Consider the following 25,183-nt stretch of genomic DNA (forward strand, 5'->3'; position numbering starts at 1 on the left):
GGCCATGGCCGGAGACCACGCACATGTCCAGGAATTCTTCGCCGCCCGCGCGAGCGACTGGGACCGCAGGTTCCCCGACGACGGCCCCGCGTTCGCGGCGGCGGTCGCGGAGGTCGGGCTCTCACCGGGCGACACCGTGCTCGACGCGGGGTGCGGCACCGGCCGCGCCCTGGCGCCGCTGCGCGCCGCGGTGGGCCCAACGGGCGTCGTCGTCGGCGTGGACCTCACCCCGGAGATGCTCACCGAGGCCGTACGGGCCGGGCGCGACCGGCACGCCGCGCTGCTGCGTGCGGACGTGGCCCGGCTGCCGCTCGCCCCCGAGTCCTTCGACGTGGTGTTCGGTTCCGGTCTTATCTCCCATCTGCCCCAACCAGCGCAGAACTTGCGGGAGTTGGCGCGCATCACCCGTCCCGGTGGTCATCTCGCCCTGTTCCACCCCATCGGCCGCGCCGCACTCGCGGCCCGCCACGGCCGGGCGCTCAGCGACGAGGACCTGCGCGCGGAACCCCGGCTGCGGCCGCTGCTCGCCTCGGCGAACTGGCGGCTCCTGTCGTACGCCGACGAGGACCAGCGCTACCTCGCGGTGGCCGTGCGCGAGGGCTGACCGCCGGGCCGGGCCACCTCCCGTACGAAGGCGGCCGGGTCGTCGAACATGACGTTGTGCCCGGCGTCCGGAACCGTCACCACCCGGACGCCGGAGGCGACCAGTTCGGCGCGCCCCGCCGGCTCGTCTTCGAGACCGCCCACCAGGTAGGTCCGGTCGATCCCGGTGGCCCGCACGAGGAGTTCGCGCATCGTCGGCCGCGTGCCGCGCACCAGCCCGACGGCCGTGCGGTACAGGCCCAGGGGGTCGGCAAGGCGCATGGTCGCCGCCCAGACCGGACCGACGCGCGCGAGCACCTCCGCGAAGCCGCCGCCGCGCACGAAGTCCTCCTCCGTGTACGCGGCGATCCCCCTGCTGCCCGCTTGCGGCGTCGGCCAGGGATCCAGGTTGGCCTCGGTCAGCAGGAGCCGGGCGACGAGGTCGGGTCGGCGGTCGGCGAGCACGATCGCGACCGCGCCGCCCATACTGTGCGCCACCAGCTCGGCGCCGGTGACCTCCGCCGCGTCCAGGGCCGCCCCGAGGGCGCCCGCGTGATCCTCAAGGGTGTAGCCGAAATCTGCGGGCCGGTCGCTGAGGCCGTGCCCGGGCAGATCGACGAAGAGCTGGCGGCGACCCGCGAGCGCGGGATGGGCCGCGATGTGGGCATGGTAGACGGCCGACATGGAGCCGAGGCCGTGCACGTACACCAGGGCGGGTCCGGCCCCCTCGCTCTCCGTCCATCGGATCAGGCCGCCCCGCCCGTCGAATTCCGTCTGCCGCATGCGCACTCCCCCGTGTCCGGCGCACCCGGCCGTCACGACCGAGCACCGCTTTCACTCTGTTCGCCGCGACCATACATCGGTAACGCAGTACTACGCCATCGATGTACCACGTGGAGCGTCAGCGGATGCGGCAGAATGCGGGCATGCTCGAACTCGCCCTGCTGGGATTCCTTTACGAAGCGCCGCTGCACGGCTATGAGCTGCGCAAACGGATCACGGCGCTCACCGGACATGTGCGCCCGGTCGGTGAGAGCACGCTCTATCCGGCGATCAAGCGCCTGGAGAAGGCCGGGCTGCTGGCCCGCGAGACCCAGCCCGGCGCGGCGGCGGCCCCCCGGCACATGCTCACCCTCACCGCGGCGGGCCGCCGGGATCTGCTGCGCCGCCTCGCCGAACCGGACCGCCTCGACATCACCGACGAGAACCGCTGGTTCACTCTGCTCGCGTTTCTGCGTCATCTGCCCCACCCGGCCGACCGGGCCGCGGTGCTCCGGCGCAGGCTGGCCTTCCTCGAAGAGCCGGCGAGCTTCTTCTACGACGGCGAACGCCCGGTATCCGCAGAGGAGTTGGACGATCCCTACCGGCAGGGCATCCTCGTCATCGCACGCGCCACCAGCGCGGCCGAGCTCACATGGCTGCGCGCGACGCTGCGTTCACTGGAGTGAGGCCGGCCCGGCCCCGCTCGCCCCGGCGCGGGGCACCGGGCAGCCCCGGACGCCGGGCACGGGAAACGTACCCAGCTCGGGGACGCGATAGCCGTTCGGGTAGCCCTTGACCTCGGGGTTCTGGCGGCCGTAGTGCGGTGTGGAGCGCGGCGGGAGCAGGCGTACGGCTCGGGCTCGCAGGCGCAGCGCGCCACGGACCAGGGACCGCACGGCCGGGGCGGGCCGCTCGTAGCGGAACGCACGCAGGAGGGCGTCGTCGAGCAGGGCGAGGCTCACGGTACGCAGCGCGGGGGCCAGCGGGCGCGGGTACCAGGAGGCCATGAGGTCGAGGGTGGCGTCCGACACCTTCCGGCCGCCCTCGTCGAAGCCGAAGTGGGCGGCCTCGTACTCGTCCAGGCAGCGCTCGAACTCCTCGTAGGAAGCGGGGATTTCCTTGACGCCCAGGTGCCGGCCGAGCGTCTGGTAGTAGCGGGCAGCGGCACGCAGTTCGTGGTCGCTCAGGCGCCGCCATCCGTAGGAGTCGAGCCAGCGCTTCGGCACCACCACGAAGGTGCAGAGCACATAACGCATGTCGTCGTCGCCGATGTCGTACGAGCGGTGCATCTGGTTGACGCGGCGCACCGCGGCCCGTCCGTCCTCGCTGTCGAAGCCGTGCTCGACGATGGCGTCCAGCAGCAGGGTCGTGTCGTCATACCTCTTCTGCGAACGCTCCGTCAGTTCCGCTGTTCGCGCCAGGAGTTGACCGATGCTCGGCACGGCATAGGTGCGGTACAGCGCGAGCTCCAGGGCGCGGGTGTAGTCCCACGGGAACTCCAGGCTCGCCGTCATCCGATGGATCTCCAGGAAGTCCCGCTCGGGGTCGAGCCGTTGGATCTCCTTGAGCCGGTCGAAGCGAGTCACGGCTGACACCTTTCTGTCGACCATGTCGACCATCTCTCGACGGAAATCCAACTCTACGTCGATGGGAACACGTTGGTGAGAGCACGTTGGCGGGAACACGTTGGTGAGGACCGTTCGAGAGGCCGGCCCTGCCGGGCGTCTGCGCTCGGACCGTCCACGGGAAGGTGGTCCTGATGTTCGGGAGATTCCGCAAGGCTGCCGAAACTCCACCGGCCGACGATCGCCGGCACAACATCTTCGAGGCGGCGGCCGCGTATGTGGCGGCCTGCGCGGAGGACGACCAGGACGCGGGCGACGAGGCGGCCGGCTGGGTGTCACCGGAAGCCCTGTCGTTCGGGGTCCGGGAACTGGCCTGCCGGGCCGTCATCGCACTGGCCCGCGATCGCGACGAGTCGCCGACCGCCGTCGTCCAGGAGCTGATGGGTTTGCCCGCGGCCTGACGATCCCGAGCGGAGAGCCCGTGGTCCGGGTCCCTCGACGTCCGCGCTCCCGGGCCCTGACCACGCTCCCCAGCCGCAACGGCTTGCTTCCGCCATCAGGGCTGCCTGGATCAGCTGGGGACAGCAGGCCAGGGCGGGGGGCGCATGGCTGCCGGCGGGACCCGGGCATGAACGATGCAGAGAGCGCGTGGTGCGGCCGATGGACACGAGGAGCCTTGACCCCACAACCGCCCACTCCCCCGCATCCGTCGCTGACGCACGCGTCAGCGCTCGGGACTTCCCCGACGATCTCGCCCGTCCGGTCGCGGCCTGCACCGCTGACACGGCGGTCTTGGTGGTGTCGAAACGCGTCGCCAACGCCGCGCGCCACGGCGGCGGTAACCGCACCCTGGAGCTGACCGAGCGCCGGACAGCATCGAAGGGGCCGTGTCCGCCTCCGGCCCGCGCGCCCCGCGGATGCGCAGGCCCGACCTGCACCCCGTGACACGGGCGGAACCGGATGACCGATGGTCAACCGTCTCGCTCACGCCACCTCTGTCCATCTCAGAAGAAACGGCGGCAGGACCGTCAGTGCTTCGCCGCCCGCTGACCCTGTGCTTTCCTGCCCGCCGACCCTGCCCGGCGCAGGAAGGGTGGCGCGGTGGGCCGGGGGCCGGATTCCGGCCCACCGCTGTGCCGTGGACACAGTGACCATGCTGGAGGCTCGCTGCGGGCCCGGCCGGACGCGGCCGCCCGACCGGGTCATGCAGGACAGACCGCGAAGACACCCTGCCTGCATGGCCCGGCACACGCGACACGCTAAAGGGTGCTGTGCAAGTGGATCCGGGTCACCGAGTCCCTCTCGTGCCGGTTCACAGGGTGATCACGATTTTGCCGTGAACGTGCCCCTCGGCCTGTGTCGTCACGGCTTCGCGAATCTGCTCGACCGGGAAGGTCGCCGCGATCGGAACCGTGATCTCGCCGGTACGGACAGCGTCGACGATCCGTTCCAGAGCGCCCGGACCCGCGTCGAGTGCACCCGCCTTGCGGACACCGGGCGGCGGGGCGGGGCCGTCGGCCACGACGGAGACCCGCTCGGGTGCCACGCCGAGTTGGAGGGCGGTCTCGGCCGCCTCCCTGCCGAACAGGTCGGTCGCGGCGGTGATCCCCTCGGGCACCAGGGCCCGTACCCGGTCCGCCAGGCCAGGGCCGTACGTCACAGGTTCGGCGCCGAGGCCGCGCAGGAATCCGAACGTGCCCTCGGAGGCGGTGCCGATCACCCGGGCACCCGCGAGCTTCGCGAGCTGCACGGCGAAGATGCCCACGCCACCTGCCGCTCCACCGATCAAAACGGTGTCCCCGGCGCGGAGTCCGATCGCGGCGAGCGCGGCGGAGGCCGTCAGGCCGGCCACCGGAAGCGTGGCCGCCACCTCGTCGCCGATGCCGGGCGGGATGGGCCACAGGTCTGCGGCGGGGGTCCTGACCAGCACGAAATCGGCGACGGACCGGCCGATCGCCGCGCCGAACACCCGGTCGCCGGCCGCGAATCCGGTGGCTTCGGCGCCCACTTCGTCCACCACTCCGGCGAAGTCGCTGCCGAACCCGGCCGGCAGCGCGAGGCCGAACCGCGCCGCCATGTCGGGCCGGCTGGCGATCTGCCAGTCCATCGGATTCAGCCCGGCGGCCGTGATCCGGACGCGGACCTCGTCCGGCGCGGCGTGCGGCTCGGGTATCTCCTGCACTTCGAGTACTTCGGGACCGCCGAATCGCCGGTAACGGACAGCTCTACTCATCGGTGACTCCTGGCCAGTGATGGGACTTGGTCTCATCGACCGTACACCAGTGATGGGACCAAGTCCCGTACACTGTTCCCATGGCTCGCTGGCAACCCGACGCACCCGGACGACTCGCCGCCGCTGCCCTCGACCTCTTCGAGGAGCAGGGCTACGAGAACACGACCGTGATCGAGATCGCGGAGCACGCCGGGCTCACCAAGAGCACGTTCTTCCGGTACTTCCCCGACAAGCGCGAGGTGCTCTTCGGCGGGGGCACGGTGGCCGGTCTGCTCGTTGAGGGGATCGCCGCGGCGCCGCCCGGCTCCGGGCCGCTCGACTCGGTGGCGGAAGCCCTCGACGCGCTCGGCCGGACGTTCTTCACCGCCGAACGCCGGGAGTTCAGCGGCCGGCGCCAGGCCGTTCTGAACGCCACTACGGAACTGCGCGAACGTGAAGCCCTGAAGAGGATCGAGCTCACCGCCTCGATGACAGACGCCCTCAACCGCCGCGGAGTCCCGAGCCTGACCGCGCGCGTGGCCGCTCAACTGGGGTCGCTCGCCTGGGAGATCGCCTACGACCAGTGGATCGACACCGACAACAGCGAGGACTTCGGCCCGCTGGCACGGCAAGCGCTCGCCGACGTACGCGCGACCGGAACCGTGCACCGGCTTGATCTGTAGCCATCGGGATCGAATGGTGCCTCGAACCGCTGTGCCGCTGTGCCGCTGTGCCGCTGTGCCGCTGTGCCGCTGCTGAGCGGACCGCCGACGACCGCAAGGGGACACGCGAGCCGGGCGATCCGGTACGAGTGGCGCCCTGGGCGGCAAGAACTCCGAAGATGCTCACGCCGCCTGGGCAAGTGGTCGCCCGGCGAAGTGAATGCCCTGCTCGCTGCGGATGCGGGCGCGTTCACGTCGTGGGGAGACCAGGAAGGACATCGGGGTGCCGGGCCCCGGTGTTCCGCCACCGCGAGCAGCGTTGCAACTCGGGCCCTGGACAGCGTGGTTGGAGTGGTCCGAGTCGACGAGACCGTGGTGGCTGCTCGAACCGAGATACACAGCGAGAGGTCGACACCATGCCCACAGCCAGATTCTTCTTCGACGCGGGTTCAGGCGCTGTCCTGTGGGCGGCCCCGGAGGACCAGGAAGCGTGGGGGTACCCGGTTGATCTGGACCGACTACCGATCAGTCATAACCTCCGCGACGTCCTGAGCAGCCTCATAGCTCGCTACGACACGTCGTTGAACTGGGACTATCCCCCGGACCCGGGACCGTGGCGCGAAGCGGAGTGCCACGACTTCAACGAGGCGGTACGCCGAGCGCTCGGCCGCCTCCGCGCCGAACTCGGCCCGACATGGCAGATTCTCGACGAGGTCTTCGCACTCCACGAAGACCCGGACCTCGACCGCTATCTGGCCGACCCGGCCGGATTTGTCCGCGCCCAACCCCGCCGGAGCCGGTGACGCGGTCGTGACGACTGCTTGCCGTCGACTTGATCAGCGGCGTTGCCGCCATCGGCGTGCCAGACGACGCAGGCTCACGCCTCCCCGACGCTGCGCAGACGCGGAAGTGCGTTTCCTCCCGCCCACCTCCGCATCGTGCCGGATGCGCGGCCAGTGGCCATCCGGTGACAACGCGGGGGCCTGACGCTGCGCCTGCGCCTTGATCTCCCAGTGCGACTCGTGAGCGGTTACGCGATACGCCTCTTCCCACGAGGCCAGTGCCGCGGCGACCGCCGTGCCCGCTGTGCCCCGGCGCCGAACGTGACGTGCCAGCCATACGAGGCCGGCAAGCACTCCGGCCAAGCCTCCAGAGATCACTAACAGCGGCAGAAAGTCACCCATGGTGCCGAGGATACGCGCACCCCCGCCGCAGGCCGGCCCGGAACAGCGCACCTACCAACTCGGGCTGAACTACCTCAGGACTGGAGACGCACCGGGGGCAGGCCGGCCGAGGTCGCCTACCAAAGGCGCGGAGCGGGATACCCCGGGCACGAAGGATCCACCTCCCGGGTATCAGCACCAGCAGTCCCCTCAACCGACCCCGTACCACCCCCATGCGAGGCTTGCCACGGTCATCAACACCCAGCACTCCGTGCCCTACTGGAGCGTCATGATGGCCGCGTACGGCGTTCTCAAGGGACGCCGGCCACGTCCCCTGATGAGTGCACGACTGACGGAGTAACCAGTAACCACCGTGGACGCCATCGAGCTCGCGCAACTGCGCACCATGTACATCTTCGCGCCGGCCAACGAGGAGACTTGGCACCTGTCCTACGCACTGTTGGAAACCGCCCTGCGTGAACGGGACCCCGATGGGTTCCTCCGCCTCGACGAAGGCACCGGTCCCCTACCGGGAGCTGTCCTGCACTTCGGGGTCACGCTGGGAGATGAGACGGTCGAGGGAATGGCGAAGCTCAGCCCCGAGGGTGTCTCGCTCGAAGACTGCACGGCGTCCCAGGCGGCCAAGTTCGCAGCATGGCTGCGGGGAGCCGTCGTTCCGGCCGGTGTCCTGGCAACGTTCAACACGGAGTGGGGGCTGGAAGCCGGTCTGCCCGATCAACTGGTTCCTCCTGTTCCGGTCCCGGGGCTCACGGAGGTCTTCCTGGCTCATCTCCAGGCCACCGTCGACCAGGACTGACTGGTGTGGCGGCGGGGAACGAGGGCTGCCGCTGCCCTACCGGAGCCCCGAATTCTGGAGCAGGTGACGGCCCGGCCTCGGATGGGGCGTCCTCGTCGTGACGGCGTGGGGGCGCCGCGCAGCACCGCGCATCACCAACGGAAGTTCACGCGGCTCCCGATACGTATCTCGCTCGCATCAGTGCAAGCACGCAGGTGGCACCCATCGCCGGGCGAAGCAGCGGGCACATGAGGTTCTCGCGCTGCCCCACACCAACGGCGCGGGCCCAGCGGCGTTAGGGGGACGATTGCGGCGCGTGAAATGATCACAGGGCCATGCGCGGCGACGAGGTCGCCGCGGCCCCGCCGCCAAGCCAGGGGGACAGATGCAGACCAACGAGCAGCGCACTGACGACAAACAGCCCGCACGCGCAGCCGCGGCGAAGGACCCGGCCCCGGGTGGGGGCATACCCGCCGGGCTCCTCGCCCTCCAGGGCACCGCGGGCAACGCGGCCGTCGTGCAGATGCTCCGGGCCTCCGGTCACCGCCTGACGCCGCCCGAGGAGCACCAGCACGGTGCGGGCTGCGGCCACCAGGAACAGCCCGCCGTTCAGCGCTCCGCCGTCCATGACGTCCTGCGGACAGGCGGCAGCCCCCTCGACGACAGCACCCGCACCGACATGGAGGCCCGCCTCGGCGCGGACTTCTCCGACGTCCGCATCCACAACGACGCCGCCGCCAAGGCCTCGGCCGCGGAGGTCGGCGCCCGCGCGTACACCTCGGGCAGTCACGTCGTCATCGGTGACGGTGGAGGCGACAGGCACACCCTGGCCCACGAGTTGACCCATGTCATCCAGCAGCGCCAGGGTCCCGTCGCGGGCACCGACAACGGCTCCGGGCTCAAGGTCTCCGACCCGTCGGACCGTTTCGAACGTGAAGCCGAGTCCAACGCCGCCCGGGCGCTCGCCGGCCCGGCACCTGTCGTACAGAGGGCCACCACCCCGGACTTCTCCGATGTCGAAGACGTCCTGCACAGCGACTCTGATTCCGACGGCGGCTACGAGAGCGCACAGAACCTCGACGCGGCAAGGCTCCAGAAGCCCGGCCGCCAGACGACACCCGTCCCCCAGCCGGCCGCGGGTTTCGGGCGCAGCCAGTTCGGCCTGCATCCGAGCAGGCTTCCCACTCTGCGGCACGACGCACAGGGGCGGCCCGCGCCCAGAATCGAGTACCGGGCGGACAGCGAGCCGCTCTACCGCTGGGACCGGCGCCTTCCCGATGAGATCTTCCCGCAGGGATTCCGGTCCTGGAACGTCAAGGTGCCGAACAGTCTGAGGTCCTACCAGAAGACGCTCAAGGAGTCCCGGCGCTCCGCTCTCGTCTCCGTCACGCGCTCAGGTGACGGATACGCTCCCGAGTGGGCCATCGAGAACGGCCGCGCGATTCGCTACACGATCCGGGCGCCGGGTGGCATGGACCTGGTGGAGAGCCTGGGGACCGTCGCTTTCCACCAACAGCAGGAGGTCGCGTTCTGGAAGGGCATCCGGCCGGAGTTCATCCAGTGTGTCGACATCTACCAGGTCGCTCCGGACGGCACGCGCACACTCGTCGAGCACAGTGACAACCCCGGATTCGGGAACCCTCAGCAGGATGGCGACGCCATGGACACCAGCTGGTGACCGGGCGGTCGCGCCGCAGGTCTTGATCCCGGGCCGACGGCGCGCGGCGGCGGCACAGGCAGGCAGTTGGGAGGAGGCCCTCATCCGATCGGGTGGGGGCTTCCGCGCTGTCGCGCCGCTCCACGGCATCACGGCGGCTGTGCCACAGCCCGCTGAGAAAGCGAGCCGTTTCGCCGGCCCCGGGCTCAGGGGCGGCTGCCGGGGACGGTGTCGAACCGGGCGGGACACCGAGCCGCGAGAGGCGCGCGAGGTCAATGTCCCTGCTGGACAAGGGACTTGGGTGGCACCGCCTCCGGAACGAGACCACCGGCGCGCCGCGCGGCCCGCGCCGAGGGACTGGCTATGCGCCGTCGTCGTCGCCGTCTCCGTCGGCGCGCAGGGAATCGATCATGCTCTGCAGGATCCGGAACGCCCTCGACTGCTCGGCTCCGGTCATGCCGGACAGCATTCTGACCTCGACGGACCGGACCGCGACCGTCGCCTTCTCCAGACTCCGTCGGCCACGAGGCGTGAGCCGCGCGGGAAGCGCCTTCCCTACCGGCGCCGCCGCCGGCCTGGTCACGTAGCCGTCCCGTTCCAGGGTCTGGAGCAGTACGTTCATCGACTGGCGGGTCACGAAGGCCCCGCGCGCGAGCTCGGAGTTCGACAAGCCCGGCCGTTGCGCCAGCAGCTCCAGGCACGAGTAGTGCGTCACGCTCATACCGAGCGGCCGCAGCACCTCCTCCATGGCTGCGCGCAACGCGCTCGAAGCCTCTTTCAGCAGGTAGCCCAGTGATTTGTCCAGGTCGACGCCGGCACCCTTTTGACTCATGTCAGTATTCTGACATACCGTCCTGGGTGTCAGGAATCTGACACGTAGGGAAGGAGAGTCACCATGCCCGTCACCGGCCCCGACTTCATCTCGCTCCAGGTGCGCGACCTCGACGCGTCGCGTGTGTTCTACGAGCAGTACCTCGGCCTCGTCCGCTCGCAGGCCGGCCCCCCGCACGCCGTCGTCTTCGAGACGAAGCCGATCGCGTTCGCGCTCCGCGACGTCGTGCCCGGCACCGATCTCGCATCCGTCGCGCAGCCCGGCATCGGTGCCGCGATCTGGCTGCACGCCACCGGTGTCCAGGCCATCCACGACGCTCTCGTCGCCGACGGCCACACCATCGTCTCCGCACCGGTCGACGGCCCCTTCGGCCGGACCTTCACCTTCGCCGACCCCGACGGGTACCACATCACGCTCCACGACCGCGTCTGATAAGCCGGACGCCACCGCCGAGCACCGGCCCCAGCAGGCCGCCGGTGGTGCGGGGTGCGGGGGGGCCGGGACGTTCCTCGGCTCCCCGCTCGGGTACCCCGGTGCCGGGGCCGTTGGGTTGTGCCGGCCGGCGTTACGGCTCCGGCCCTTCGACGCAAGTCGCGACCAGTGGGCCTCGCCCACGTCGCCGGGGAGTCGGCACGCCACCTCCACCGAGAGCCTGTCCCACAGAGCCTTGCCCATACCTGGACTTAAGCCCACGGACCGCACTGGAGAGCGACCGCGGTCCGCTTGAACCAGTAGGGTGCGCCGACGAGCGAACCGAAGGAGTGGATTCCGTGACCGGGACGGACGAGGCGGAAGCGGCCGCAACCACCGCAGACGAGGCCCTCTACGTGCTGACGGCAGCACTCCTCACGCCCGCGCAGTTCCCGAGCGTCCTCGGCGACGACTACCCCGAGGCGTGCGCGGCGCTCGGTCTCGGCCCCTACGCCGAGGGGTACGGGCTCGTCCTCGGGCAGGACGGCGCGGGCGCCCGCTGGACGGTGGTCATCGACGACGTGTCGCTCGTGGCCGTGGCGATCGCGTCCTGGGACTGCGGGATGGAGTACGACCTGTCGCCGGACGAGCGCACCGTGGTGGCGGCGCTGCCCGGCTGGCCGCTGGAGCTGGTCGTCGCGGCACCGAACGTGCCGGCCCCGCACGACCCCGAACCGGACCCGGAGGGTCCTCCCGTGCTCACACCGCCCGACACCGACACATGGGGCCCGGCCCAGCGGCGCCTGGGTGCGGACGCGGTGGCGGCCCAGTGGAACACTTGGCGCGAGCAGTTGGACGTGGCCACGTTCGGGCCGACGCCGGGCAGCGCGGCCGCCCCGGGCACCCCGGGTGGCTCCGAGGCCCCGGGCACCCCAGCGGGTTCCGGCGTGGACGGAGTCACGCCTGGCGGCGAGGAGAGCGTCGGGGCCGGCGATCGGGCCGAGCCCAGCGAGCGGGCCGAGGAGACCGGGACCGCCGAGACCACGGCCCTCGACACCACGGGCCCCGAGAAGCACGACCAGCACGGCACGCCCCACGAGCCCGGCGCACCGGACACCGCTACCGCCACGGGCACCGGCGTCGGACGCCGGCACGGCGAGGGCGAGGAGAAGGAGGAGAGGGGGGTGCCACGCGTGCTCGCCGAACTGCGCGGCTACCTCGACTCCGCTCCCCCGATCGGCCGGGTCCGCTCCACCTTCGCCCCGGGCGGCGCACGCACGCTGCGCGCCGACGGCCCCGGCTGGTCCGTGGTCGCCAGGACCGACGACATGGCCTTCGTTCTGCTCGACGGGTGCCCGGGCGATGTCCACCCGGTAGCCCGCGACGAGGAACTGCCGGGCCTCCTCGAAGCGCTGGGGGCGATGGCGGTCCGGCCCCTCTAGGTCCGGCCCCTCTAGGTCCGGCCCCTCTAGGTCCGGCCCCTCTAGGTACGGCCCCCCTCCAGCGGCCGAGCAGGTGCGGCCTCGCTAGCGGCCGAGCTCCTTGCGGGATATGTTGCGCAGCCGACGGCGCTGGCTCGGGTCCAGCGTCAGGTAGGCCGCCACGGGGACGCCTATCAGCACCAGCAGGGCGAGCCAGAATCCGATCAGCGGGATCAGAATGAGCCCCGCCACGACTCCACCGGCGGCGATCATCGCGCGCTTGGACATGTCCGTCGCCTTCCTCTTCGCGGCCCGCGGCCGCTCTTCCTGTCCAGAGAACGCACGGTCGCGCCCGCTGGTTCCAGCTTCTTCCCCTGTGCGTCACTTCCGCAGCGGTGCGCCGACCTCGTGCATGTGACCGAGAGCCTGCCGGTAGGAGTCGGTCAGCGAGGTCTCCACGTACGGGATCCCCAGCGCGGCGCAGTGGGCGCGGACCGTCGGCTGGGCGAGGCGCAGGTGCGGGCGCGGCATGTTCGGGAACAGATGGTGCTCTATCTGGTAGTTCAGACCGCCGAGGAACCAGTCGGTGAGCAGCCCGCCGCGTACGTTCCGCGAGGTCAGGACCTGTCGGCGCAGATGCCCCCACGCACGGTGCTCGGGGTCGTCGGGGTCGGGCATCTCCATGCCCTTGTGGTTGGGGGCGAAGGTCATGCCCAGGTGCAGACCGAACAGGGCGTGGTGCAGCAGCGCGAAAGCCAGCGCCTTCCCCGGCGACATGATCGTCAGGAGCAGCGTCGCGTATCCGGCGAGGTGGACCAGGAGGAGCGGTGCTTCCACGGCGCGCTCGCGCGGCGGCTGCCGCTTGAGGTCCTGGAATCCGTACACCTTCAGGGCGATGCCCTCCAGGAGCAGCATCGGGAAGAAGAGCCGGGCCTGGTTGCGGGTGAGCCAGCGGGCGAAGCCTTCGCGGTGCTCGGCCTGGCGCTGGGTCCACACGAGGGCGCCGACGCCGACATCGGGGTCCTTGTCCACATGGTTGGGGTTGGCGTGGTGCCGGTTGTGCTTGTCGTTCCACCAGGCGTAGCTCATGCCGAGGAGGAGGTCGCTGTGGCACAGCCCGATCACCCGGCCCATGCGCTTGCCGCGGGTGATCTGGCCGTGCCCGGCGTCGTGGCCGAAGAACGCGGCTCGCGCCCAGAACACGGAGAGCGGCACGGCCAGCAGCAGGGTCCACCAGGTGTCGCCGGTGAACACCATCGCGGCGACCGTCCCGGCGAGCGCGAGCAGGTTGACGGCGATGCGGGCGGCGTACCAGCCGGTGCGCCGGTCGAGAAGGCCCTGCCCCTTCACCGTCTTGAGCAGGGGCGCGAACTCGCTCCCGGCCCGCGGCTCGGCCGGGGCGCCGAGGCCCGTGCTCGGTTGGGGCATGGTGGCCTGTGGCATGACGTCTCCGGTGTTGGGTCGTCCCCCGCAGTTCCCTGCGCTGACCTGACTGAACGTACGGACCGGCACCCCTTGACGACCATGGAGTCACCCCCCGTCTGCTGACGGGGGGTTGCCCCGCGTTCATGGGTGGGGCTGGCAACACCCACCCGGGCCGCAGGTGACGCGGCCCACCAGCCGGGGGCCGCTCGCCGGTGTTGCCGTGCCCGCCGGAATCGACGCAGCGGGGGCGCGGAGGGGGCGCGTCCGTGGCCTTCCGCGGAAGTCGCGTCGGCCGGCGCGAAGGTGCGCCCCGGGCGTCCGCCTCGCCCGCATCGCCCGCCCTCTTCCACCCCGCGCGCCCCGGACCGTACGGTAACTACCGTGTGATGCCTGCCTGTTGACCGATCGAGGGAGCCGACGGTGCCGGGGGAAACCAGCAGGGGTGCGGGCACGGGTCTCGCGCGGAACGCCGTCGGGCTGCGCGAGGTCCTGTTCCAGAGCGTCACCGCGATGGCGCCCGCGGCGGCTGTTGCCGCGTCCATTCCGGCGGGCGCCGCGTTCGCCGGCGGCAGCCTGCCGCTGTCGGTCGTGGTGGCTCTGGTGGCCTGTCTGTTCACCGCCTCCTGCGTGGCGGAGCTCGCGCAGCATCTGCCCGCCGCCGGCTCGGTCGCCACCTACAGCGCCCAGGGCCTGCATCCGGCGGTCGGGTTCCTGGTCGGCTGGGGCTATGTGTTCGTCGAGGCCCTGGTGCCACCGCTCCTTCTGCTGCAACTGGGCTTCACCACGGCGGGCACCCTGCACCAGCAGTGGACGTCGTATCCGGCGGACCTGTGGTGGCCCTGGTCGCTCGCCGGAGCCGTCGTCATCGCGATCGCGGGCTTCTTCGGGGTACGCGCCTCGGCGCGGTTCGGCACGGTCCTCGGCGTCTTCGAGATCCTCGTGTTCGTGGCCTTCGCGGTGATGCTGATCGTGGCGGCCGGATCCGACAACACGCTTTCGGTGTTCGGCACTTCGCACACCGCGCACGGCTACGGCGGCTTCGGCGGGGTGTTCGCCGGGTCCGTGTACACCGTGCTCGCCTTCGCCGGGTTCGAGGCGGCGGCCCCGCTCGCCGAGGAGGCGAAGGACCCTCGTCGCACGATGCGGCGGGCGGTGTTCGGAGCGGCCCTCGCGATCGGGGTGGTGTACGTCCTCACCACGTACGCGATGGCCGTCTACTTCGGCCCGGACCGGTTCGCGGGCTTCGGCGCCTCCGGCGACGCCTCGTGGGAGGGGGTGGCGCGGGCCTCGTTCGGCCTCTTCTGGGTGATTCTGTTCCTGGCGGTGGTCAACTCGACGGTGGCGAACGCCAACGCCTGTTCCAACGTGTCGACCCGCACCGCCTTCGCACTGGGGCGGATCGGGGTCTTCCCGCGCTCCTTCGCCCGACTCCACCCGAGCCGCCGCTCCCCCGTGACGGGGGTCGCCGTGCAGTTCGTGGTGGCGGTGGCCGTCATGCTCGGGCTCGGCCTGGCGTACGACCCGGTCACGGCCTTCGCGACTCTCGCCACGGTCATCGTCACCGTGATCATCGGCGTGTACATCGTGGCCGACGCGGCCTGCGCCGGCTACTTCCTGCGGCGGCGCCGCGAACTGTTCAGTCCGCTGCGGCACGTCCTGTTCCCGGCGCTCGGCATCGCCGCGTTCGTCCCGGCGCTCCTGACGGCGGCGGGAATACCGGCCTTCAGCTTCGTCGCCGAGCTGACACCTCCGGTGTCGTACGCCGGGCCCGTCGTCGCGGTCTGGATGGCGGCCGGGGTCGTCGCGCTCGTGGTGCTCGCACGACGCCACCCGGAGCGGCTGGCGCAGACCGGCCGCGTTCACCTCATCGATCCCGATGAGGAACACGAGGAGACAGGAGCGGTACGAGGATGAGCGACGACCCGGTGATCGTGACCGTGCGGCCCAAGGAGAACGAGTACGCCTGGACGTTCGGCGGGGCGGCACACGTCGCGCGCATCGCGCCCGGCACCGTCCTCGACCTCTATACCGAGGACTGCTTCGCCGGGCGGGTGCGCTCCGAGCGCGACCTGGTCTCCCGCGTCTGCGAGTTCCCGTTCCTCAACCCGCAGACCGGGCCGTTCTACGTGGAGGGCGCCGAGCCGGGCGACACCCTGGCCGTCCACTTCGTGTCGATCCGCCCCGCGCGGGACTGGGCGGCCTCCACGACCGTCCCGCTGTTCGGCGCGCTCACCTCCACCCATGCGACGGCGACGCTCCAGCCGCCGCTGCCCGAGGTGGTGTGGATGTGGGAGCTCGACCGGACCCGCGGGACATGTCTGTTCCGGGCGCGGGAGAGCGACATCGAGATCGAGCTGCCGATGGACCCGATGCACGGCACGGTCGGGGTGGCCCCGGCCAATCTGGAGGTGCGTTCGGCCCTGGTGCCCGACGCGCACGGCGGGAACATGGACACGCCCGAGATGCGGGCCGGGGTGACCTGCTATCTGGGCGTCAACGTGGAGGGTGCCCTGTTCAGCCTCGGCGACGGGCACGCACGCCAGGGCGAGGGCGAGACATGTGGGGTCGCCGTGGAGTGCGCCATGAACTCCGTGGTCGTGGTGGAGCTGCTCAAGGGCGTGGCAACGCCCTGGCCGCGCATCGAGTCCGACTCGCACATCATGTCGACGGGATCGGCCCGGCCCCTCGAAGACGCCTTCCGCATCTCGCAGTTGGACCTGGTGCGCTGGCTGGAGCGCGACTACGGGCTTTCCGAGCTGGACGCGTACCAGCTGGTGAGCCAGGCGGGTGAGGCCCCGCTTGCCAACGTCTGCGACACCAACTACACCTGTGTCGCCAAGATCCGCAAGGAGTGGCTGCCCCGACAGGGCGAGCCGCACCACGGCCTGCACCGCCACCTGAGGGAGCGGGCCGGTCAACTCCCCACGTTCACAGACTAGTTCAGGGGTGCGTCCATGAACCGAAGAAGACTCCTCCAGGGCGCGGCCGCCACGGTCGGCGCCGGTTTCCTGTTCCCGGCCACGGAGGCGGCGGCGGACGGCACCACCGACTATCCGGGGGCCCACTGGACGCCCGCGTCGTCCTCCAACTACACCGCGTCGAGCAGGCCTTCGTCCTACTCGATCGACTACGTCATCATCCACGTCACCCAGGAGACGTGGTCGAACACCATCGGCATCTTCCAGAACCCGGCCAAGCAGGTGTCCGCGCACTACGTGACGCGTTCGGCCGACGGATACATCGCGCAGATGGTCCGGGAGCACGACATCGCCTGGCACGCCGGGAACTGGGACTACAACACCCGCAGCATCGGCATCGAGCACGAGGGCTGGGTCGATCAACCGGCCTATTTCACCAACGCCCTGTACGAGCGTTCGGCGGCGCTCACCGCGAACATCTGCGACCGGTACGGGATCCCGAAGGACCGTGAGCACATCCTCGGCCACTACCAGGTGCCCGGCACCGACCACACCGATCCGGGACCGGAGTGGGACTGGGTGCGGTACATCCGACTGGTCAACTTCGCTTGACGGGCCGGTCCGCCGGTCCACTTCGCTTCACGGACGGCTGGTCGGCTTCGCCTGGCCGACGCCCTGTCGGGGCACTGTCGGGGCGCTGTCGGGCATCGCCCCGTAAGCGCCGGCCCCGCGCTCCTTGCCGCATCGCCGTGCCGCGACGACGATGGGATGCGGCCCATACGGTGCGCGGGGAGGCCCTAGGTGACGGACAGGCGGGACGAGTCCTGGGTGGCCCTGGAGGCGGGGGCGGACCCGGCCGAAAGGACGCGTCAACTTCGGCGGGCACACGAGCAGTTCACCGCCCTCGGGCGGGTGACGCGTTCGGTACGTCCGCTGGTCGCGGCATCCTGGCAGCGCTCCGCGCGGGCCCGGGTCAGTCCGGACGGCGCGGCCGGCGTGGAACTCGGCGAAGAGGATCTCGCCGCCTGCCGTGACGCCCATCCGCTCGCCCGCGTCATGCCGCTGATACGGGAGCTGACCGGGACGTACGCCGGTGACGGCGAGCACCTGGTCGCGGTGTGCGACGCGCAGGGGCGGCTCTTGTGGGTGGAGGGTCATCCGCGGACCCGGAGCGCGGCCGGGCGCATGAACTTCGTGCCCGGTGCCCGCTGGGCGGAGTCGGCCGTGGGAACCAACGCCCCGGGCACCGCCCTCGCCGAGGACCGGCCGGTCCAGGTCTTCTCGGCCGAGCACTTCCGCCGTCCGGTGCAACGCTGGACCTGCGCAGCGGCCCCGGTGCACGACCCCCGGACCGGGCGCCTGCTCGGCGCCGTCGATCTGACCGGCGGCGACGGCCTCGCCCATCCGCACAGCCTCGGCTTCGTGCAGGCGGTCGCGCGGGCCGCCGAGTCCGAACTCGTCCTGCTGGCACCGCCGCCCGCGCTCGACGCCATCGCGCTCGGAGCCCTCGGCCGGGACGAGGCACTGCTGGTGGCGGGCGGCCGCAAGCTGCGGCTGAGCCGGCGGCACAGCGAGATCGTGGTCCTGCTCGCCCGGCACCCCGAGGGCCTGACCGGCGATGAGCTCCTGGTGGCGCTGTACGAGGACGAGGCGGTCAGCCCCGTCACCCTGCGGGCCGAACTAACCCGCCTGCGAAGGCTGTTGGGACCCGATCTGCTCGCCTCACGGCCCTACCGGCTGACCGCCCCGGTCGACGCGGACTTCGACACGGTGGCCCGAAGGCTCGGCTCGGGGGCGGTGGCCGCGGCCATGACGGTCTACGCGGGGCCGCTCCTGCCGGGCTCGCAGTCGCCCGTGGTGGCGCGGCTGCGCCGGCGCCTCGCCGATCAACTGCGCGCCGCACTGATCGCACGCGGCGATCCCGGCCTCCTCGCCGACTGGGCGTACAGCCCGTGGGGCGAGGACGACCTTTCGGTGTGGCAGGCCCTGGCGACGGCACTGCCGAGATGCCAACAACCGCCCGTACGCAGCAAGTTGAGGGAGCTGGCAGCGGACCACGGCCTCGCAACGGAGCCGCAACGTCCGGGTGCCTAGTCTGCGCGGCGTGCGCCGCCCAAGGGCGGGCGGCGCGACAGAGGGAGGCCCACGCAGATGACCCGATACGCAGCGCCCGGCACTGAGGGTGCGCTCGTCTCGTTCGAGTCCCGCTACGACAACTGGATCGGCGGCGAGTACGTACCGCCGAGGCTCGGCCAGTACTTCGAGAACCCGAGCCCCGTCAACGGCCGCCCCTTCGCCGAGATCGCCCACGGCACCGCCGAGGACGTCGAGCTGGCGCTGGACGCCGCGCACGCGGCCGCGCCCGCCTGGGGTCGCACCTCGCCCGAGGCCCGCGGGAACGTGCTGCTGAAGATCGCGGACCGGATGGAGGCCCATCTGGAGGAGCTGGCTGTCGCGGAGAGCTGGGAGAACGGCAAGCCCGTCCGCGAGACGCTGGCCGCCGACATCCCGCTCGCCATCGACCACTTCCGTTACTTCGCGGGAGCGCTGCGCGCGCAGGAGGGCACGCTCAGCGAGCTCGACGACGACACGGTGGCATACCACTTCCACGAGCCGCTGGGCGTGGTCGGCCAGATCATCCCGTGGAACTTCCCGATCCTGATGGCGGTGTGGAAGCTGGCCCCGGCGCTGGCGGCGGGCAACGCGGTGGTGCTCAAGCCGGCCGAGCAGACCCCGGCGTCCATCCACTTCTGGATGAGCCTGGTGGCGGACCTCCTCCCGCCGGGCGTGGTGAACATCGTCAACGGCTTCGGCGTGGAAGCGGGCAAGCCGCTGGCGTCGAGCCCGCGCGTCGCGAAGATCGCGTTCACGGGCGAGACCACGACGGGGCGGCTGATCATGCAGTACGCCTCGGAGAACATCAAGCCCGTCACGCTCGAACTGGGCGGCAAGTCACCGAACATCTTCTTCGACGACGTGTGGGCGCGGGACGACGACTTCCGCGACAAGGCGCTCGAAGGCTTCACGATGTTCGCCCTCAACCAGGGCGAGGTCTGCACCTGCCCGTCCCGCGCCCTGATCCAGCGTGGTCACTACAGCGAGTTCCTGGAGGCGGCGATCGCCCGCACCGAGCAGATCGTGCCGGGCCACCCGCTGGACACCGACACGATGATCGGCGCCCAGGCTTCCAACGACCAGCTCCAGAAGATCCTCTCCTATCTGGACATCGGCCAGCAGGAGGGTGCCAAGATCTTGACGGGTGGCCAACGCGTGTACCACGGCGGCGAGTTGGAGGGCGGTTACTACGTCCAGCCCACCATCTTCGAGGGCGACAACCGCATGCGGATCTTCCAGGAGGAGATCTTCGGCCCGGTCGTCGCGGTGACGTCCTTCACCGACTTCGACGACGCGATCGGCACGGCGAACGACACCCTGTACGGCCTCGGCGCGGGCGTCTGGACCCGCGACATGAACACGGCCTACCGCGCCGGCCGAGCCATCCAGGCGGGGCGGGTCTGGACCAACTGCTACCACGCGTACCCGGCGCACGCCGCGTTCGGCGGCTACAAGCAGTCGGGCATCGGGCGCGAGACGCACCGGATGATGCTGGATCACTATCAGCAGACGAAGAACCTCCTGGTGTCGTACTCGCCGAAGAAGCTGGGCTTCTTCTAGGGCACAAGACTTCTAGGGCACAAGAAGGGGCGCCTGACGCGGTCTTGTGCCCGTCAGGCGCCTTCCGCTCAATCCCGCACCAGAGACCGTCTCTGCCGGAGGCTGCGCGTGTCGTCTCCTCGTCCGGTGGTCCCATGGACTCCTCGATGAGGGGTTGGCCTGGAGCCAGGAGCGATTCACGCCCTATCTCCCCGTTCCTCCCACCGGTATCCCACTCCTGACCAGCTCTTCCGGACCAGTCACGGACCAAAACCCCGACTCACGAAAGCCCACCTGCCACGTGCTTTACCGCGTCATGCGGCAAGACGGCCTCAACTTCCCGCGGGCAAGGTAACGAACCGATCCGCGATTGGTGGGTTCCGGACCGAGTTGTTAGCCCCAGGTGAGCGGGTCGAGGTGGAGGTAGAAGCGCAGGCGTTCGTGGTCCAGGGTGATGCCGTACCTCTTGGCGAACGCCACGTCTGAGGCATGTGCCTGCTCCTCGTCCGTCCATGTCTCTCGCGCATTGGTCAGGAGCAGTGCCAGGTCGGCGTAGCGGTCGGCCTGTCCGAGGCGGCCCAGGTCGATGAAGCCTGATACGTCCAGGCTCTGTGGATCGAGCATGATATTGGGCAGGCACAGGTCCCCGTGGCAGACGACTGCGTCGGCAGCCTCCTGGTCCCGTCGACGGGGGACCTGCTGGGTCAGGCGGGCCAGGAGGTCGCTGGGAGGTGTGTGCTGCTGGTCGATGGGGAGGAACTGCGGGTTCACCGCGTCACGTGCGACGACGTCGCGTGCCAGGGTGACCATGGTGTCCAGGCGCCGGTGGAACGGGCACTGTGACACGGGTACCTCGTGCAGTCGACGAATCGCATCCGCGACACGGTCCCAAGAGCGCCGCAGGTCCTCGGCCGACACTTGATCAGCAGGAACGCCAGGGACAGCACTGGTCACCAGACAGGCTCCCGCATCAGTGTCGTACCAGTCGAGGGCGGCCGGACCCGGTACTTCCTGGGCGCTCAGCCACTCGATCCGGTCGCGCTCTGCCGCCAGGTTCGCCGCATCTGCAGCGGGCATGCACTTCGCATACCGACGGGCGTCCGCACTGCGAAAGACGAGGGCCCCTGACTCGCCGGTGGTGACAGGCAGCCAGTCGCCGCCGATGCCGAGCAGTGCCGGTGACACGCCCCGTGGGCCCGAGCGATCGTCCATAGCGGTCACCCTATCCATCACGGCGTTCCCCGCTGAGGGCCGAACCTCCTGCCGGCGGCGAGCCTTGGAACGGCCGTGACACGGCAAGGGCCGCGCGGGTTCTTCGAGTGTGACCAGGAAGTGGGCCCGCACGGCCTCGACCCATTCTGCCTTTCTGCGGTGTCTCGCGGGCACATCTCGGTGATTCGATCGAGGAGTTGGCCGATCCGTGGTTCGCCCACTGCGAGTCGCAGCTGCGTGAGCGCCGTGGTGCGGAGCGACAGTGCGAGGCCGGCGCCGGGCCGAAGCACGACCTGGTCTTCACCGACCGCGTGCTCGTCCCTTGGTCCACCTGTGCACCGGGCTTCCGCACGCCGCGCTCGCCGAACTTCATGGCACCGCCCGCTCCGCGGTCTCCCGCGCGATCGGAGAGATCCGCCCGCTGCTGGCGGTGCGCGGTTTCGCTGTCCCCAACCGCCCCGAAATCCGACTGCGCACCCTGGCGGACGTGTTCGCCTACGCCGACATCGAGGGGATCCGGCTGCGGATCGACGGCGCCGAGACCCAGGTCCGCCGCCCCAGGGCCAACAGGCCCGGACGGCGGGCCTTCGCCTCCGGCGAGAGGAAGCAGAACACCATCAAGACCACCACGATCAGCGACGGCCAGGGCCGCCTGCTGTGGTCGGGTGCGGACCGCCCGGGCCGCACCCGACCAGACCGCTATGCGCACCGAGGGCATCGCCGAGCAGTTCCGCCTCCGGCCGAGCACCGAACTCGTACTCGCCCAGCGGACCGCCTGCTGATCAACCACAAGGCGACCCGCCAGGACGGCACGCCCTGACCTCAATCGCGGACCGAGCCCTGAGTTTGGCTCTGTGCGCTTCGACGGACCTCACCCCTGCCAGACGTCGGCCACTGCAGGCGCCAACGCACTGGCCTGGGCATGGCCCGCGCGGGCGGCAGCCAGCCGGCGAGTGTCGTCCGCCATGTTGCGGCCCATCGTGCGGCGTGCGGCGCGGTCCGGGGACAGCAGCATGACGCGTGCCCCGTCGTCGGACAGTTCCGCGGCCTGCTGCGCGGCGCTCGGATGCGGCCCGACCGCCCGGGGAACCGGCGTGACCGCCAATACCCGGCGATACCCGCGTGCGAGCTGGAGGTTGGCGGTCGAACGACTCCCGCCGTCCATCCAGCGCCGGCCCGCTACGGTGACCGGCGGCCATACAACGGGTACGGCGCAGCTCGCCGCAACGGCTTCGAGGAGTGTCGCTCCAGAGCGCGAGTCGAACATCTCGGTCTGTCCGCTCCGCGCGTCGACCGCGGCGATCCGCAGCTCACGCTCGGGCCAGTCGCGTACGTCGCCCAGGAGCGCGCCCACCGTGTCGAAGACGTCCGACTCCGGGCCGGTCCGGGCGTGCAGCGCTGCGTGGGCGAGGCGTTCAACGGATCGCTGGGGATCGCGGGACCCGAGCGCGGCCCAAAGGAAGCGCACCGTCTGGCGCGCTGTCACCGGCAGATGGACCGCGTCTGCTCCGGAGACCTGACGCTCGTACAGATCCGAGGCCGGAACGCCGGCCCGGAGCCGGGCTCCGAAGACGGCACCGGCGGAAGTGCCGATCACAACGTCGGCGCTGCCGAGATTGATCCCGGCCTCAGCCAGCCCGGCGAGCACCCCCGTCAACCAGGCTCCACCCACTGGTCCGCCGCCGCCGAGCACGAGTGCGGTGCCGGCCATGCTTTCCCCTCCCCGTGGACGGCCGCGGACGTCCCGCCCACGGGAAGCGAAACGGGGAACCATCCCCATTTACGCTCGCTCGACGATAGCACCCGTACCGGGGAGCACTCCCCGGTACGAGGTGAGAAGAGGGTCACCCTGCGACTCGGCCGCAGCATGGAGCGGGCCATCCAGGACGGCCGCATCGACGACGCACGCGGCCGCTGGTGGTTCACGTCGCTCCCTGCGGGACCTTTCTTCGTGTCCTTCACACTCGTCACCGTGGTCTGCTCGCGCTGACGAAGCATCCCGGAATCGTGCAGCGACCTCTGCACCGATCCCCCCTCTCCGGTCTCGGCGCCAGATGGCTCCAATTCCAGCCGCCTCCTGGAGTCACCTCACGCCGCCTGTTCTTCATGGATCATGCGCAAACTGGGGCCAGTTGGGGCGGCCTCGGTGGAGCAGTTGGCGACCGCCCTGGCCAGACAGGGGGCGCCACATGACATGAAAGCGCAATGGCAGGCCGGACCGGCTTCGTTCAGGTGGGGTGGTGTGCTGTGCGGCGGGCTCTCGCCGCACAGCACACCCCTGACGTGTGACCGGCCCCCCAACCCCATTGGCGGTCACACGCCTTGCGGGCCCTGGCCGCTTGGTGCACCGGGGCGGCCGGGGCAGGTCGGGGGTCAGGTGCCGGCCGGTGCGTCCCAGGGGGCGTGGCAGCCGAGGCGGATGTGTCCATCGGGGGTGCGGTGCAGGCGCAGGCCGTCGTCGGGGGTGTGGCGGGTGAGGGGATCGATTCCGGGCTGGATGCCGTCGTGCTGGAGGGTGTTGGCACGGGTGACGTCCAGCCACGCAGGGCGCCCGCCCGGCAGGTCGTCGTAGTCGGTGACCGCGACAGTGATCCCGTTGCCGTCCGAGACGATCAGGAGGCGGTAGCGGGGAGCGTGGCTGTGTTCGTAGATGAACTGGGCTGATACGCGGACCGCTTCACTGAGCTTGCGGGCCAGCCACGCAGGGAGTGCGGCGGCAGACAGGGCCGTCGTGGCGACGTCTGCCAGGGCCGCCTGGCTGCCGGGCAGTCGCAGGGTTTCGAAGGACAGCGTCACAAGCCGCGCGGGGATCCGCGTGGCTGATGTCACGCTGTGGTCCTCAATGCGGGGCAGGCCCCTCATGCTGACGGTGCGTCCCATCACCTGCTCCCCTCGGATCCACGGTTATGACCACGGCGGGGGCTGCAGGGACGGACTGGTTCCGTGCCCCGCAGTCACCAAGAAGCCCAGGGGCTGGGGGCGTGATCGACGCTACGCCGTCCGAGGGAGCAGAGCCAGGCATTTGACGGCCTTCGGTAAACCGGCGCCCCGTACAGCGGGAATCCGTGGCTCATGGATGGGGGCCCTACGCCAGGACGAGGGGCGGTTGGTCATACCGCAGGGGGCATCGCGATCGAGCGCTACGCGCCATGGCTGGGGGTTCAGGAATTGGCTGACGATAGAGCGGTGGATCGCCGCATGGGAATGCCGGAGGGGCACAAGCAGGCGCCGCCTTCGCTTTCCCAGATGGTCTTCCGTTGCCGACTGTGAAGGATGTCGCGTTCGGCAGCGGCTTCGTTGGCCATCAGGACACCTGCGGTCAGGACGCTGCCGGGGATCGCTGCGGCGTCCATCAGCCGTGCTGCGGCGGCGGGTTCGCGCTCGGGAGGGATCACCAGCAGATCCCAGCGACCCACGGTGCAGGAGAGCAGGATCATTTGGTCGGGGTACTGCTCGGTGAACCAACCCACATGGACGGTGTGTCCGGCGACCGGCACCTTGTGCGGGATCACGGGCCAGTGTGTGAGGTTCACGGTGACGTGGGTGATGCGTCCCCAGCGCAGGTCGAGTGCAGCCGCGAGCGGGGGCTCGGCTTCGAGACAGCGTGAACGCGGCCACCAGGCACCGTCGAGCTGACCGGCGAGGCTGCTCTTCGGGGTGAGCGACAGGCGGGCCCCCAGACCTGCACCGTTTGCGGGTGCCGTGCGGTCGAGGGTGGTGGCCATGGCGCACCTCACCCCGGGCTGCGCGTCGGCAGCCCGGTTCTTTGTGGTCGCCGGGAACGACACCAATCCAAAAGCCGGTGTGCGACGTACTCCCGGTACTTCCACTCTACGCCGGTCACCCGGCCCTTGACCTGCCCTGACCAGGCGATTTGTGCGACCGCGACCGCGCGTGGCCGCCAGAAGGAG

26 protein-coding genes are annotated in these 25,183 nt (G+C 70.6%); 16 read left to right on the forward strand and 10 right to left on the reverse strand.

The window, feature by feature from the left end:
• Positions 1 to 4: 4 nt before the first annotated feature.
• Positions 5 to 604: a class I SAM-dependent methyltransferase gene (locus ACFYNP_RS16205; protein WP_388785962.1), complete on the forward strand. Its 600-nt coding sequence runs from the start codon at positions 5 to 7 to the stop codon at positions 602 to 604.
• Here ACFYNP_RS16205 and ACFYNP_RS16210 read toward each other — a convergent pair.
• Positions 574 to 1,365 (reverse strand): alpha/beta fold hydrolase, encoded by a 792-nt coding sequence (locus tag ACFYNP_RS16210; protein WP_388785963.1) that lies wholly within the window; start codon positions 1,363 to 1,365, stop codon positions 574 to 576. The two genes, ACFYNP_RS16205 and ACFYNP_RS16210, sit on opposite strands and share 31 nt — an antisense overlap.
• Before the next feature lie 143 nt (positions 1,366 to 1,508).
• Between ACFYNP_RS16210 and ACFYNP_RS16215 the strand changes: the two genes are divergently transcribed.
• Positions 1,509 to 2,030: a PadR family transcriptional regulator gene (locus ACFYNP_RS16215; RefSeq protein ID WP_388786279.1), complete on the forward strand. Its 522-nt coding sequence runs from the start codon at positions 1,509 to 1,511 to the stop codon at positions 2,028 to 2,030.
• Here the strand turns inward: ACFYNP_RS16215 and ACFYNP_RS16220 are convergent.
• Positions 2,019 to 2,930, reverse strand: a complete 912-nt coding sequence (locus ACFYNP_RS16220; protein WP_388785965.1) for an oxygenase MpaB family protein — start codon at positions 2,928 to 2,930, stop codon at positions 2,019 to 2,021. The genes ACFYNP_RS16215 and ACFYNP_RS16220 overlap by 12 nt on opposite strands.
• Positions 2,931 to 3,103: 173 nt before the next feature.
• Between ACFYNP_RS16220 and ACFYNP_RS16225 the strand changes: the two genes are divergently transcribed.
• The gene (locus ACFYNP_RS16225) at positions 3,104 to 3,370 is read left to right on the forward strand and encodes a hypothetical protein (protein ID WP_388785966.1); all 267 of its coding nucleotides are present in this window, start codon (positions 3,104 to 3,106) and stop codon (positions 3,368 to 3,370) included.
• Between the two features lie 851 nt (positions 3,371 to 4,221).
• On the opposite strand, the gene ACFYNP_RS16230 is transcribed toward ACFYNP_RS16225, so the two are convergent.
• Positions 4,222 to 5,142: an NADP-dependent oxidoreductase gene (locus ACFYNP_RS16230; protein ID WP_388785968.1), complete on the reverse strand. Its 921-nt coding sequence runs from the start codon at positions 5,140 to 5,142 to the stop codon at positions 4,222 to 4,224.
• An 80-nt stretch (positions 5,143 to 5,222) separates the two neighbouring features.
• Here ACFYNP_RS16230 and ACFYNP_RS16235 point away from each other — a divergent pair, with 80 nt between their 5' ends.
• The 4 genes from ACFYNP_RS16235 (at position 5,223) to ACFYNP_RS16250 (ending at position 9,420) form a co-directional block, all read left to right on the forward strand.
• Entirely contained in the window at positions 5,223 to 5,804 is a 582-nt protein-coding gene (locus ACFYNP_RS16235) for a TetR family transcriptional regulator (protein ID WP_388409451.1), read from the forward strand.
• Positions 5,805 to 6,199: 395 nt separating this feature from the next.
• Entirely contained in the window at positions 6,200 to 6,586 is a 387-nt protein-coding gene (locus ACFYNP_RS16240; protein ID WP_388785970.1) for a hypothetical protein, read from the forward strand.
• A 733-nt stretch (positions 6,587 to 7,319) separates the two neighbouring features.
• Entirely contained in the window at positions 7,320 to 7,763 is a 444-nt protein-coding gene (locus ACFYNP_RS16245; protein WP_388785971.1) for a hypothetical protein, read from the forward strand.
• A gap of 364 nt (positions 7,764 to 8,127) precedes the next feature.
• A complete protein-coding gene (locus ACFYNP_RS16250; protein ID WP_388785973.1) occupies positions 8,128 to 9,420 on the forward strand; it encodes a DUF4157 domain-containing protein in 1,293 nt (430 codons plus the stop codon).
• Between the two features lie 340 nt (positions 9,421 to 9,760).
• Here the strand turns inward: ACFYNP_RS16250 and ACFYNP_RS16255 are convergent, their stop codons facing one another.
• Positions 9,761 to 10,231, reverse strand: a complete 471-nt coding sequence (locus tag ACFYNP_RS16255) for a MarR family winged helix-turn-helix transcriptional regulator (RefSeq protein ID WP_388785975.1) — start codon at positions 10,229 to 10,231, stop codon at positions 9,761 to 9,763.
• Between the two features lie 63 nt (positions 10,232 to 10,294).
• On the opposite strand from ACFYNP_RS16255, the gene ACFYNP_RS16260 reads away from it, so the two are divergent.
• On the forward strand, positions 10,295 to 10,663 hold the full coding sequence (locus ACFYNP_RS16260) for a VOC family protein (RefSeq protein ID WP_388785977.1): 369 nt from the start codon (positions 10,295 to 10,297) through the stop codon (positions 10,661 to 10,663).
• 338 nt (positions 10,664 to 11,001) lie between these two features.
• Positions 11,002 to 12,084: a hypothetical protein gene (locus tag ACFYNP_RS16265; protein WP_388785979.1), complete on the forward strand. Its 1,083-nt coding sequence runs from the start codon at positions 11,002 to 11,004 to the stop codon at positions 12,082 to 12,084.
• 84 nt (positions 12,085 to 12,168) lie between these two features.
• Here ACFYNP_RS16265 and ACFYNP_RS16270 read toward each other — a convergent pair whose 3' ends face one another.
• On the reverse strand, positions 12,169 to 12,351 hold the full coding sequence (locus ACFYNP_RS16270; protein ID WP_388409468.1) for a hypothetical protein: 183 nt from the start codon (positions 12,349 to 12,351) through the stop codon (positions 12,169 to 12,171).
• A gap of 93 nt (positions 12,352 to 12,444) precedes the next feature.
• A complete protein-coding gene (locus ACFYNP_RS16275; protein ID WP_388785981.1) occupies positions 12,445 to 13,506 on the reverse strand; it encodes a fatty acid desaturase family protein in 1,062 nt (353 codons plus the stop codon).
• A gap of 402 nt (positions 13,507 to 13,908) precedes the next feature.
• On the opposite strand from ACFYNP_RS16275, the gene ACFYNP_RS16280 reads away from it, so the two are divergent.
• The 5 genes from ACFYNP_RS16280 to adh all read left to right on the forward strand — a co-directional run bounded on the left by ACFYNP_RS16280 (position 13,909) and on the right by adh (position 20,081).
• Complete coding sequence (locus tag ACFYNP_RS16280; protein WP_388409473.1) at positions 13,909 to 15,402, forward strand: APC family permease; 1,494 nt, start codon at positions 13,909 to 13,911, stop codon at positions 15,400 to 15,402.
• Positions 15,399 to 16,427, forward strand: coding sequence for an acetamidase/formamidase family protein (locus ACFYNP_RS16285; protein WP_388785983.1), 1,029 nt, complete (start codon positions 15,399 to 15,401; stop codon positions 16,425 to 16,427). Before ACFYNP_RS16280 ends, ACFYNP_RS16285 begins: the two co-directional genes overlap by 4 nt.
• 15 nt (positions 16,428 to 16,442) lie before the next feature.
• The gene (locus ACFYNP_RS16290; protein WP_388409478.1) at positions 16,443 to 17,018 is read left to right on the forward strand and encodes an N-acetylmuramoyl-L-alanine amidase; all 576 of its coding nucleotides are present in this window, start codon (positions 16,443 to 16,445) and stop codon (positions 17,016 to 17,018) included.
• A 189-nt stretch (positions 17,019 to 17,207) separates the two neighbouring features.
• Positions 17,208 to 18,500, forward strand: a complete 1,293-nt coding sequence (locus ACFYNP_RS16295) for a GAF domain-containing protein (protein ID WP_388785985.1) — start codon at positions 17,208 to 17,210, stop codon at positions 18,498 to 18,500.
• A 57-nt stretch (positions 18,501 to 18,557) separates the two neighbouring features.
• Positions 18,558 to 20,081, forward strand: coding sequence for an aldehyde dehydrogenase (adh, locus tag ACFYNP_RS16300; protein WP_388785986.1), 1,524 nt, complete (start codon positions 18,558 to 18,560; stop codon positions 20,079 to 20,081).
• A 372-nt stretch (positions 20,082 to 20,453) separates the two neighbouring features.
• Here the strand turns inward: adh and ACFYNP_RS16305 are convergent, their stop codons facing one another.
• The gene (locus ACFYNP_RS16305) at positions 20,454 to 21,272 is read right to left on the reverse strand and encodes an APH(3'') family aminoglycoside O-phosphotransferase (RefSeq protein ID WP_388785988.1); all 819 of its coding nucleotides are present in this window, start codon (positions 21,270 to 21,272) and stop codon (positions 20,454 to 20,456) included.
• A gap of 322 nt (positions 21,273 to 21,594) precedes the next feature.
• Between ACFYNP_RS16305 and ACFYNP_RS16310 the strand changes: the two genes are divergently transcribed.
• Complete coding sequence (locus ACFYNP_RS16310; protein ID WP_388785989.1) at positions 21,595 to 22,092, forward strand: hypothetical protein; 498 nt, start codon at positions 21,595 to 21,597, stop codon at positions 22,090 to 22,092.
• Between the two features lie 51 nt (positions 22,093 to 22,143).
• On the opposite strand, the gene ACFYNP_RS16315 is transcribed toward ACFYNP_RS16310, so the two are convergent.
• A complete protein-coding gene (locus ACFYNP_RS16315; RefSeq protein WP_388785991.1) occupies positions 22,144 to 22,983 on the reverse strand; it encodes a patatin-like phospholipase family protein in 840 nt (279 codons plus the stop codon).
• A gap of 156 nt (positions 22,984 to 23,139) precedes the next feature.
• Here ACFYNP_RS16315 and ACFYNP_RS16320 point away from each other — a divergent pair, with 156 nt between their 5' ends.
• Positions 23,140 to 23,262 carry a hypothetical protein gene (locus tag ACFYNP_RS16320; protein ID WP_388409505.1) on the forward strand — a complete coding sequence of 41 codons (123 nt, stop codon included), beginning with the start codon at positions 23,140 to 23,142 and terminating at the stop codon, positions 23,260 to 23,262.
• A 383-nt stretch (positions 23,263 to 23,645) separates the two neighbouring features.
• On the opposite strand, the gene ACFYNP_RS16325 is transcribed toward ACFYNP_RS16320, so the two are convergent.
• Complete coding sequence (locus ACFYNP_RS16325) at positions 23,646 to 24,101, reverse strand: hypothetical protein (protein ID WP_388785993.1); 456 nt, start codon at positions 24,099 to 24,101, stop codon at positions 23,646 to 23,648.
• A 332-nt stretch (positions 24,102 to 24,433) separates the two neighbouring features.
• Positions 24,434 to 24,997, reverse strand: a complete 564-nt coding sequence (locus ACFYNP_RS16330) for a DUF5994 family protein (RefSeq protein ID WP_388785995.1) — start codon at positions 24,995 to 24,997, stop codon at positions 24,434 to 24,436.
• Positions 24,998 to 25,183 lie beyond the last annotated feature (186 nt).

Origin of the sequence: Streptomyces sp. NPDC006691, from assembly GCF_042869955.1 — a bacterium.
GTDB lineage: Bacteria > Actinomycetota > Actinomycetes > Streptomycetales > Streptomycetaceae > Streptomyces.

Coding starts and splice junctions, on each gene's coding strand:
- ACFYNP_RS16205 (WP_388785962.1), top strand. CDS start 5: ATGGCCGGAGACCACGCACATGTCCAGGAATTCTTCGCCGCCCGCGCG.
- ACFYNP_RS16210 (WP_388785963.1), bottom strand. CDS start 1,365: ATGCGGCAGACGGAATTCGACGGGCGGGGCGGCCTGATCCGATGGACG.
- ACFYNP_RS16215 (WP_388786279.1), top strand. CDS start 1,509: ATGCTCGAACTCGCCCTGCTGGGATTCCTTTACGAAGCGCCGCTGCAC.
- ACFYNP_RS16225 (WP_388785966.1), top strand. CDS start 3,104: ATGTTCGGGAGATTCCGCAAGGCTGCCGAAACTCCACCGGCCGACGAT.
- ACFYNP_RS16230 (WP_388785968.1), bottom strand. CDS start 5,142: ATGAGTAGAGCTGTCCGTTACCGGCGATTCGGCGGTCCCGAAGTACTC.
- ACFYNP_RS16235 (WP_388409451.1), top strand. CDS start 5,223: ATGGCTCGCTGGCAACCCGACGCACCCGGACGACTCGCCGCCGCTGCC.
- ACFYNP_RS16240 (WP_388785970.1), top strand. CDS start 6,200: ATGCCCACAGCCAGATTCTTCTTCGACGCGGGTTCAGGCGCTGTCCTG.
- ACFYNP_RS16250 (WP_388785973.1), top strand. CDS start 8,128: ATGCAGACCAACGAGCAGCGCACTGACGACAAACAGCCCGCACGCGCA.
- ACFYNP_RS16255 (WP_388785975.1), bottom strand. CDS start 10,231: ATGAGTCAAAAGGGTGCCGGCGTCGACCTGGACAAATCACTGGGCTAC.
- ACFYNP_RS16260 (WP_388785977.1), top strand. CDS start 10,295: ATGCCCGTCACCGGCCCCGACTTCATCTCGCTCCAGGTGCGCGACCTC.
- ACFYNP_RS16270 (WP_388409468.1), bottom strand. CDS start 12,351: ATGTCCAAGCGCGCGATGATCGCCGCCGGTGGAGTCGTGGCGGGGCTC.
- ACFYNP_RS16275 (WP_388785981.1), bottom strand. CDS start 13,506: ATGCCACAGGCCACCATGCCCCAACCGAGCACGGGCCTCGGCGCCCCG.
- ACFYNP_RS16285 (WP_388785983.1), top strand. CDS start 15,399: ATGAGCGACGACCCGGTGATCGTGACCGTGCGGCCCAAGGAGAACGAG.
- ACFYNP_RS16290 (WP_388409478.1), top strand. CDS start 16,443: ATGAACCGAAGAAGACTCCTCCAGGGCGCGGCCGCCACGGTCGGCGCC.
- adh (WP_388785986.1), top strand. CDS start 18,558: ATGACCCGATACGCAGCGCCCGGCACTGAGGGTGCGCTCGTCTCGTTC.
- ACFYNP_RS16305 (WP_388785988.1), bottom strand. CDS start 21,272: ATGGACGATCGCTCGGGCCCACGGGGCGTGTCACCGGCACTGCTCGGC.
- ACFYNP_RS16315 (WP_388785991.1), bottom strand. CDS start 22,983: ATGGCCGGCACCGCACTCGTGCTCGGCGGCGGCGGACCAGTGGGTGGA.
- ACFYNP_RS16320 (WP_388409505.1), top strand. CDS start 23,140: ATGGAGCGGGCCATCCAGGACGGCCGCATCGACGACGCACGCGGCCGC.
- ACFYNP_RS16330 (WP_388785995.1), bottom strand. CDS start 24,997: ATGGCCACCACCCTCGACCGCACGGCACCCGCAAACGGTGCAGGTCTG.